Raw genomic sequence first — 9200 nt, forward strand, 5'->3', positions numbered from 1 at the left:
CAGACTGTGAGCAACACCACCGCCTACCAGGACCTGGCCCAACGCCAACGCGACATCGCGCTGCTCGGCAGCACCCAGGCCGTGCTCGGCTGGGACCAGGAAACGCAGATGCCCACTGCCGCGGTCGAGCACCGCGCCGCCCAACTCGGGCAGCTCACGCGCATCAGCCACCAGATGCAAACGGACAACGCGCTGGGCGATCTGCTGCAGGGCGCCACCGAGGAGGCGGCCTCCGACGACGAGCGCTGCAACGTCCACCACTGGAGCAAAGCCTGGGAACGCGCCACACGCGTACCGGAAGACCTTGCCGTGTCGCTGTCCGAAGCCAGCAGCGTCGCCATGGCCGCGTGGCAGCAGGCCCGAGCGGACGACGACTTTGCCGTCTTCGCGCCGCACCTCGACACCCTCGTTTTACTCAAGCGGCGAGAGGCCGAGGCAATCGGCTGGGCCGACGACGGCGAGGCCTGGGACGCGTTGGCCGATGAGTTCGACCCGGGCATGACCGCCGCGTCGGTGACGGCGGTGTTCACGCCGCTGCGCGACGCGCTGATGACTTTGCAGGGCAGCTTGCCGCCGCCCGCGCCCAGCGCGAGCCACGGGCTCGACGCGCTGCCCGCGGACCAGCAAACGGCCTTCCTCAAGACGCTGATGGCCCGCATGGGCTTCTCGTTCGAAGGCGGTGTGATGGCGACCAGCACGCACCCTTTCTGCACCAGCCTCGGTGCCGGCGACGTGCGCATGACCATGCGCCGCGACGAGGCCTCGCTGCTCTCGGCACTCGGCAGCTCGATGCACGAGTGTGGTCACGCGCTCTACGAACAAGGCCTGCCGACCGCCTTCAGCGGGCAACCGCGTGGCAGCTACAACGGCCTGTCGATCCACGAAAGCCAGAGCCGCCTGTGGGAAAACCACGTCGGCCGGTCACGCGCGTTCTGGCACTGGTACAGCGCCGAAATCGCACGCGAGTTCAAGCTCGGCGATCTCGATGCGGAGGCCCTGTTCCGCGAGGTAAACCGCTCCGAGGCGGGCCTGATCCGGGTCGAGGCCGACCAGGCCACCTACGACCTGCACATCATGGCGCGCTTTGAGCTGGAGCGGGCGCTGCTGAACGGCGATCTGAACCCGCGTGACCTGCCTGCGGCGTGGAACGCCCACTACCGCGACTACCTCGGCATCGAGCCCGACACCAACGCCGAGGGCTGTCTGCAGGACATCCACTGGTCGATGGGCGCGATGGGCTACTTCCCGACCTACACGCTCGGCAACCTGTACGCGGCGCAGTTCTTTGCCGCGGCGAAAACGGCCCTGCCCGGGCTCGAAGACCAGATCGGCTCGGGCGAGTTCGCTCCGTTGCTCGACTGGCTGCGTGCGCAGATCCACGACCGGGGTCGTCTGCTCTCGCCGGCCGCTCTGTGCGTCGAGGTCACCGGGCAGCCGCTCTCGGCCGAGCCCATGCTCGCGCACTTGCAAGCCCTGCACGCGGCCTGACGCCACGCACCGCGGGCCCCGTGCCGCTGGCTCAGGCGCCGTCCGGCGGGGCCTTGCCGGTGTGTCCCGTCTGACCGAACATGACCCGGCGCTCGGCCTCGGTCATCGAGCGCGCGCTGCGCAGCGCCGTGCCGAGGTCGACCCCGCGCTGGACGGCGGGGCGCGCCTTGACCGCCGCACGCCAGCGTGCCACCGCGGGGAAGTCATCCAGCGGCTGCCCCATGGCCTTGGCGATCAGGATCCAGGGCCAGGCGATCATGTCTGCGATGGAATAGCCGCTGTCGAGCAGGTACTCGCGCTCAGCCAGTCGCCGCTCCAGCACCCCGATACACCGGTGGTACTCGTTGCGGTAGCGCTCGCTGCTGTAGGGGTGCTCCCCCTGCGCGTAGTTGAAGAAGTGGCTGTGCTGACCCGCCATCGGCCCGAGGTTGCCCACCTGCCAGAACAGCCACTCGTGCAAGACCACCCGCTCGCGCAGGTCGCTCGGCAGGAAGCGTCCGTGCTTCTCGGCGAGGTAGAGCATGATGGCGCCACTTTCGAAGACGCTGATGGGCGGACCGTCGACGCCGTGGTCGACGATCGCCGGCATGCGGTTGTTCGGGCTGATCGCGAGGAAGGCCGGGTCGAATTGCGCGCCCTTTCGGATGTCGACCGGTTTGAGCGTGTAGTCGACGCCCAATTCCTCGAGCAGGATCGACACCTTCCACCCGTTGGGCGTGGGCCAGTAGTGAAAGTCGATCACGGGGCGTCGGGCTCCTGCGCCGCGCCGCTCGCGAGCAGTGCGTCGATGTCGGTGTCGCACAGGCCGGCCTCCCGCAGCACCGCGCGCGTGTCGGCACCGAGCGCCGGTGCCGGTTGTGGCGTGTCGGTCGGCGTGCCGTCGAACACGGCGGGCGGGCGTGTGTGCCGCACCCGTCCGGCCGCCGGGTGGTCGGTCTCGATCAGCAGTCCGTTGGCGACGATCTGCGGGTGGTCGCGCATCTCGCGCCGGGTCAGCACCGGGGCGTGCGGCACATCGGCGCGGTCGAAGCGCGCGATCCACTCGGCGTTGGTGCGCGTCAGCAGTTCGGTTTGGGTCATCTCCAGGCGAGCCGCCTTGTGCACCTCGAGCCCTTCGGTGGTCAGAAACCGCGTGTCGGTCTTCCAGTCCGGGCGCTCACAGGCGTCTGCGAGTTTCTCGAAATCGATGCGCCTGAAGGCCGCAACGGACAGATAGCCGTCCGCGGTTTCGTAGATCAGGTCGATGAAGCTCTGCGCGGTTTCGGTGTGAAGTTCATCGCCGACGAAGGTGTGGCCACCCATGTCCGACGACCAGAGGAAGTGCACTACCGTGTCGAGCATGTTGAGGTGCAGGTGCTGTCCGCCCGCGCCCCGCTCGCGCGCAAAGAGCGCAGACGAAATGGCCTGCGCGACGGTGAAACCGGTGAGCTTGTCGGGCACGATGGTGCGCACCAGCGCCGGCCGCCGGTCGTCGCTGCCCGCTTGCACGGTGGTGAGGCCGGACAGCGATTGGATCAGCGGGTCGAACACCGGCTTGTGCGCGTAGGGCCCGGTTTCGCCGAAGCCCGAGATCGACGCGTAGACGATATCGGGACGAACCGCCCGGGCGGCCTCGTAGCCTATGCCAAGTCTGTCCGCGACGCCGGGGCGGTAGTTCTGAATCAGGACGTCTGCGGTTTCGACCAGACGCAGCAACGCCGCCAGTCCCGCGGGCTGCTTGAGATCGAGCACCACCGAGCGCTTGTTCCGGTTGTTGTTCAGAAACGCCGCCGAGAAGCCGCCGCGCCGCGACGCGACGTGGCGCGACGAGTCGCCCGCGGGGCTCTCGACCTTGATCACCTCAGCCCCCTGGTCGCCGAGTATCATGGCCCCGAGCGGGCCCGAGACCATCGAACTCAGGTCGACCACGCGGACGCCGGACAAGGGTCCTGCCATGCCATCCCTCTCTCGAATGGGGTGTGTTCATGCACGCCGATCAATGTACAGGAAAAACCGGGCGACACCGCGTCGCCTGCGTTTGGGATTCGCGCACCGCTGCCGCACACTGTGCGACGCTGACACCGCCTGAGGCCAAACTGAATGCACATTGCCGTGATCGGCGCCGGGCTCATCGGCGCGGCCTCCGCCCACGCGCTGCAACGCGCCGGTGCGCAGGTCACCCTGATTGACGCCGGCGGCGCCAACGCGACCTCGGCGTCGTTCGGTTGGGCCAATGCCAACTACGTCAGCGACACACACCACTACCGCATCCGCCTCGCGGGCATGAGCGCGCTGCAGGGGCTGTGCGGCGACGTCGGGGTGCCGCTGAACCGCTGTGGGTGTCTGAGTTGGGAGCTCGACGGCGACGCCTTTGACACCCATCGGGACACGCTGCTGGCACTGGGGTACGACGTCGAATCGATCTCACCCGAGGTGTTCCGGCGTCTCGAACCCGACATCGCGATCGCACCGCCCCGCAGTTTGCGGTTCCGCGACGAAACGACCGTGGACCCTGTTGTCCTCACGCATGCCCTGTTGGACGATGCCATGGCGCAGGGCGCACGGCGCTATGCCGGTGTCGCGGTGCGCGACTTCGTGCGGCGCGCCGGCCGCGTGTGTGGCGTTGTGACCACCGCGGGCACGGTGGCCGCAGATGCCACCCTGATTGCCGCCGGTACGGGCAGCGCCGCGCTGACGGCGGCACTCGACATGCCTGTGCCGATGCTCGACCGTCCCGCGGTGGTCATCCGCACCACACCAGTCCGATGCACAATCACGCACGTGTTGGCCACCGACTTCGGTGACGTGCGGCAACTGCCAAGCGGCGCGTTGCAATTGCCCGCAGCGACCGGCCACCAGGCAATCGGCTCGGCCAAGCCAGATATCGATTTGGACCGGATCGCCCACCGTGCACTGGCCCAGTTGAGCACATTGCTGCCGGAGCACGACCTGGCACTGGCTGAAGCCTCGGTGGCTCACAGGCCGATCCCGGGCGACGGCTTGCCCGCGGTTGGCACAGTGGTGCCGGGTGCCTATGTCGCAACCCTGCACTCGGGCGTCACACTGGCGGCTCTGATTGCCCGGCTCGTTGCCACCGAGTTGCTAGACGGGGAAACCGCGGATAGCTGCGCCTGGCTGTCACCGTACCGACCGGGTCGATTTCAGACGAGCTGAGGCCAGTAGGGTCGCGCGACTGCGGTCGACGCACCTTTCACACCGGCGGGGCTGCACAATAGCGCGTCTATCCGGGCTGAAATCGCACCGCTGGCATGCTCGGTTGCCGCCGGTCGTGAGTTCGATTTCTCTCGACCTCGACCACCGGTACCGCCCCATGATCCGATTTGTCTCGCGCTTCAATCTGACGCGCAACGCGCGCACCGACCTGCTGTCCGGTTTGACCGTCGCCATCGCCCTGGTACCCGAGGCCGTTACCTTCGCCTTTGTGGCCGGCGTCGCACCGCTGGTGGGCCTCTACTCGGCGTTCCTGGTCTGCCTGATCACGGCCGTGATCGGCGGTCGTCCCGGCATGATCTCGGACGCCACCGGGGCGCTCGCGGTGGTCATGACTGCCCTCGTGCTTGAGCACGGTGTGGAGTACCTGTTCGCCACCGTGGTGCTCATGGGGTTGCTGCAGATGGTGGCCGGGGTACTGCGGCTCGGCAAGTTCATCCGCCTTGTGCCTTACCCGGCTCATGCTCGGCTTCGTCAACGGACTCGCGATCGTGATCTTCCTCGCACAGCGGAGCCATTTCACCGATGCGGTTGACTGGCTCAGCGATGCGCTGCTCACCACCCTGCTCGCCCTGGCCGGTGTCACCCTGGGTTTGAGCTTCGCCATGACCAAAGTAAACAGTGTCGAAGACCCCCACTACCGGGTCGTGGTCGACTGCGCGCGCGCACTCGGCGCCGAAAGCGTCAGCATCACACTGCCCGATCCATCGTCACCGGTGACGTCACGCCAGACCTGAGACGCGGGCGCGTGTCACGTGGCGCGCAGGGTCAACGCGCACGTGCGCGCAGCGGGTTCTCCCCGAAGTGGCGGCGGTAGGCCCGCGTCAGACTCGCGGTCTGCGCGTAGCCGCACTGCTGCGCCACGGCAGACACCGACCAGTCGGTCTCGGTCAGCAGCTGCTTGGCGCGCTCCATGCGCAATTGCAAGTAGCACTCTCCCGGTGAGCGACCGAGTTCGCGCTCGAACAGTCCGCGCAGTCCGCGCGAGGACACACCGATCTGCGCCGCGAGCTGGGACACCGTGAGAGGGTCGGTCATGTGACTCGCCATCGCGTTGAGCACCCGCGCCACCCGGTCATCACGCAATCCCCGTGTGGCATCGCGCAAGGTGCCGAGGTTGTCGGCGGGCACGAAATCGAACAGCCGGGCGACGGCCTCGGCGAGTGAGCGGTCGGCCCACCGTTCGATCAGCGCCAGCATCAACTCGATCGCCGAGCCGCTGCCGCGCGCACTGGCCCGGTTGCGGTCGATCACCCACCGGCGCTGACTCAGCAGCACGCCCGGGCAGCGCTGGCCGAGGCTCTCAACGTCTTCGGCGTGAAAGGCCACCTGGTGGCCGTCGTAGACGCCGCATTCGGACAGCAGCCGAACAGCACCGTCTGCCGCCGCGATAAACGGGCGGTGCTGGACAGCACGGCGCATGCGGTGCCGTACCCGCTCGGTAAATCGCTCAACGTCGTAACTCGCCGCCACCAGCAAAGGCACTTCGTGCCCCGGGTCGAATTGCCCAACCACCGGCAAGGGCACACCGGCTGTGGTCTCGACAGGCTCACCGTCGAGACTGACCAACCGGGTTTCAAAACGCGTCACGCCCATCAGGCGATTTGCCGCCCGCAAGGGTTCGCTGAGCGCTGAGACCAGAATGAGGTTGCATTTGGGCAGCAGCAGGACGTCGACAGCGGTGTTTGCGACCTTCATGCGGGGATTGTGTCAAAAACCGGCTCGGCGTGCGCCGCCGCGCGACGGGCGTACCGCGCGGATCCCGGGCGGGCACAGCCGATCCGGGAATATGGATTAAGCTCTAGAGACGCGCGCGACACGCGTCGACGTCATCGGCTCACCGGAACCCCGCATGAACACGTCCTTGGCACACTACGCAACGAGCCGTGACAACAACTTCAACCTCATTCGGTATTTCGCAGCCGTGCTCGTGCTGATCAGTCACAGCTACCCGATTGCACTCGGCCCGAGCGCGGGCGAACCCATCGGCCGTGCGATCGGCATGACCGGCGGCACCATTGCTGTCGATATCTTCTTCATCAGCAGTGGGTTTCTGATCACCAGCAGCTATTTCGCCCGCCAGAACATCCTCTACTTCGTCTGGGCGAGAGCCTTGCGCATCTACCCGGCGCTCGTGGTGTCGAACCTGTTCTGCGTATTCGTCATTGGCGCCGCGTTCACCACACTCAGCCTGCGGGAATACCTGTCTTCACCGATGATCGGCAGTTTCCTGTGGACCAATTCGCACCTGTTCTCTGGGGTCTACTACTGGCTACCCGGGGTGTTCGAGAACAACCCCTACGCACATGCCATCAACGGCTCACTCTGGACGCTTCCGTACGAACTGCAGATGTACTGCCTGCTCGCCGCGACCCTGCTCGCCATGGGATTCCTCGGCAAGCGCACCCGCCTCGTGTCAGGCCGGGTCATCCTGTTGCTCGTCGCCGTGGGCTCGGTGACGTTGAACCTTGCAAACCATTTCTACGGCCTTTTTCCCATTCACTTTTTCCACCTGTTTTCGATGTTCGCAGTGGGCACAGCGTGTTTCCTCTGGCGTGACAAGATCGTGCTGTCGCACCTGATTCTGTTTCTGTTGCCGGTTCTCGCCGTGTCCTCGCAGACGAATTACTACGTTTTCCGCAGTCTCTACAGCGTCGGATTGCCGTTTCTGATCTTCTACCTGGCCTACGTGCCGGCCGGCGGCGTACGCCATTTCAACCGGCTGGGAGACTACTCCTACGGTCTCTACATCTACGCCTTTCCGGTGCAGCAGTCGCTGGCGTTGCTGGTACCGGGCATCTCGGTCTGGGCCATGATCCTCTGGGCGACGGCAATCGCAACGGTCCTGGCTGCCCTGTCCTGGCACACCGTTGAAAAGCGATTCCTCAAACTCAAACCGTGGATCGAGAACCTGAGCCGCTACCGGTCGAAAGTCCCGTGGACTCGCGCTGCACAAGCCAATGTGGGTAACCCGCCCGGCCCACAGGCAGCCGCTACACGCCCGCGGCGCGTGGAATAGCGGAGCCTTGCCACGCCAACACACAGTGCCAAGGACGACACACTACAGAACGCCGGTGCACCGCGTTCATTCGGTCTGACGCCACGATAGGTCGGAGGCGAAAGGGCCGCAGTGTGCCGAAAGTGTTAACCGTGCTACCGCATTTGCAAAGCACAATGTCGGCGGGAGACGCATCATTCACCCCTCACCTCAGGAGCACACCGATGCCGCTCACGCCGAACCGGAATGTTTTCATCACCTGCGCCGTGACCGGCTCGGGTTCCTCCCAGGACAAGTCGCCGAACGTGCCGCGCAGCCCCGAGCAGATCGCCGCCAGCGCGATCGACGCTGCCAAGGCGGGTGCCGCCGTGGTGCACTGCCACGTGCGCGAGCCCGACACCGGTGTGCCGAGCCGACGCCTCGAACTCTACCGGGAGGTGACCGACCGCATCCGGGACGCCGAGGTCGACGTCGTGTTGAACCTCACCGCCGGCATGGGTGGTGACCTGGTGCTCGGCGGCGACGAGGCGCCACTGCCACTGAACGACGCCGGCACCGACATGATCGGTGCGAGTGCGCGCGTCGCACACGTGGCCGAGTGCCTGCCGGAAATCTGCACGCTCGACTGCGGCACGATGAACTTCGCCGAAGCCGACTACGTCATGACCAACACACCCGGCATGCTGCGCGCGATGGGCAGCAAGATGACCGCCCTCGGTGTGAAACCGGAAATCGAGGCCTTCGACACCGGCCACCTGTGGCTGGCCAAACAGCTCGTCGAGGACGGCGTGCTCGAGTCTCCCGCACTGGTGCAGCTCTGCATGGGCATTCCCTGGGGCGCACCGGACGACCTCAACACCTTCATGGCGATGGTCAACAACGTGCCGACGGACTGGACCTTCTCGGCGTTCTCGATCGGCCGCAATGAAATGCCTTATGTGGCCGCCGCCGTGCTCGCCGGCGGCAACGTGCGCGTCGGCCTCGAGGACAACCTCTACCTCGATCGCGGTGTGATGGCCACCAACGCGCAACTGGTCGAGCGCGCCGTCTCGATCATCGAGAACCTCGGCTCCCGCGTGATCGGACCGGCTGAGGTCCGCGAGCAGCTCGGCCTGCAGAAGCGCGCGCCCGGCAGCGCATGAGCCTTCGGGTTCTGATCACGGCGGGCGCAGCCGGCATCGGCGCGGTTGCTGCACGTGCGTTCGCCGCGCGCGGCGACCGCGTGGCCGTCTGTGACAGCGATGCGGCGGCGTTGACCGCCTTCGCCGATGCACATGCCGACATCGGCGTCCGTCCCTGTGATGTCACGGACGAGACTGACGTGGACGCCCTGTTCGACTGGGTCACCGCGTCGCTCGGCGGTGTGGATGTGGTCTGGGCCAACGCCGGCATCGCCGGCCCGGCAGGGCCGATCGAGCACATCGCCCTCGACGACTGGCGCGCCACGCTCGCGGTCAACCTCGACGGCGCTTTCCTCACGGCGCGCCGCGCCGCCGCGCTGTTC

The 9200-nt window shown here is 66.6% G+C and carries 9 protein-coding genes and 1 pseudogene; 7 read left to right on the top strand and 3 right to left on the bottom strand.

The genetic code is table 11. The annotated features are described in order from the left end of the window. The first annotated feature begins 6 nt into the window (after nt 1–6). Nucleotides 7–1488, top strand: a complete 1482-nt coding sequence (locus AAGA11_09980; GenBank protein ID MEM9603181.1) for a carboxypeptidase M32 — start codon at nt 7–9, stop codon at nt 1486–1488. 31 nt (nt 1489–1519) lie between these two features. On the opposite strand, the gene AAGA11_09985 is transcribed toward AAGA11_09980, so the two are convergent. Then, nucleotides 1520–2230, bottom strand: coding sequence for a glutathione S-transferase N-terminal domain-containing protein (locus tag AAGA11_09985; protein ID MEM9603182.1), 711 nt, complete (start codon nt 2228–2230; stop codon nt 1520–1522). After that, nucleotides 2227–3423: a CoA transferase gene (locus AAGA11_09990; GenBank protein ID MEM9603183.1), complete on the bottom strand. Its 1197-nt coding sequence runs from the start codon at nt 3421–3423 to the stop codon at nt 2227–2229. The genes AAGA11_09985 and AAGA11_09990 overlap by 4 nt, the downstream gene beginning before the upstream one ends. Before the next feature lie 144 nt (nt 3424–3567). On the opposite strand from AAGA11_09990, the gene AAGA11_09995 reads away from it, so the two are divergent. The 3 genes and pseudogenes from AAGA11_09995 (at nt 3568) to AAGA11_10005 (ending at nt 5435) form a co-directional block, all read left to right on the top strand. After that, a complete protein-coding gene (locus AAGA11_09995) occupies nt 3568–4641 on the top strand; it encodes an FAD-binding oxidoreductase (protein ID MEM9603184.1) in 1074 nt (357 codons plus the stop codon). Between the two features lie 157 nt (nt 4642–4798). Further along, nucleotides 4799–5207: pseudogene (locus tag AAGA11_10000) on the top strand (SulP family inorganic anion transporter). Further along, a complete protein-coding gene (locus AAGA11_10005; protein MEM9603185.1) occupies nt 5190–5435 on the top strand; it encodes a hypothetical protein in 246 nt (81 codons plus the stop codon). Before AAGA11_10000 ends, AAGA11_10005 begins: the two are co-directional and overlap by 18 nt. 31 nt (nt 5436–5466) lie before the next feature. Here AAGA11_10005 and AAGA11_10010 read toward each other — a convergent pair whose 3' ends face one another. Continuing rightward, entirely contained in the window at nt 5467–6396 is a 930-nt protein-coding gene (locus tag AAGA11_10010) for a helix-turn-helix domain-containing protein (GenBank protein MEM9603186.1), read from the bottom strand. Between the two features lie 154 nt (nt 6397–6550). Here AAGA11_10010 and AAGA11_10015 point away from each other — a divergent pair, with 154 nt between their 5' ends. The 3 genes from AAGA11_10015 to AAGA11_10025 all read left to right on the top strand — a co-directional run. Beyond that, a complete protein-coding gene (locus tag AAGA11_10015) occupies nt 6551–7717 on the top strand; it encodes an acyltransferase (GenBank protein ID MEM9603187.1) in 1167 nt (388 codons plus the stop codon). A 203-nt stretch (nt 7718–7920) separates the two neighbouring features. Next, nucleotides 7921–8838: a 3-keto-5-aminohexanoate cleavage protein gene (locus AAGA11_10020; protein MEM9603188.1), complete on the top strand. Its 918-nt coding sequence runs from the start codon at nt 7921–7923 to the stop codon at nt 8836–8838. Continuing rightward, the coding region (locus AAGA11_10025; GenBank protein ID MEM9603189.1) for an SDR family NAD(P)-dependent oxidoreductase at nt 8835–9200 on the top strand (366 nt) is incomplete at its 3' end. The genes AAGA11_10020 and AAGA11_10025, both read left to right, overlap by 4 nt.

The sequence above is a fragment of the Pseudomonadota bacterium genome (assembly GCA_039196715.1).
Lineage (GTDB): Bacteria > Pseudomonadota > Gammaproteobacteria > CALCKW01 > CALCKW01 > CALCKW01.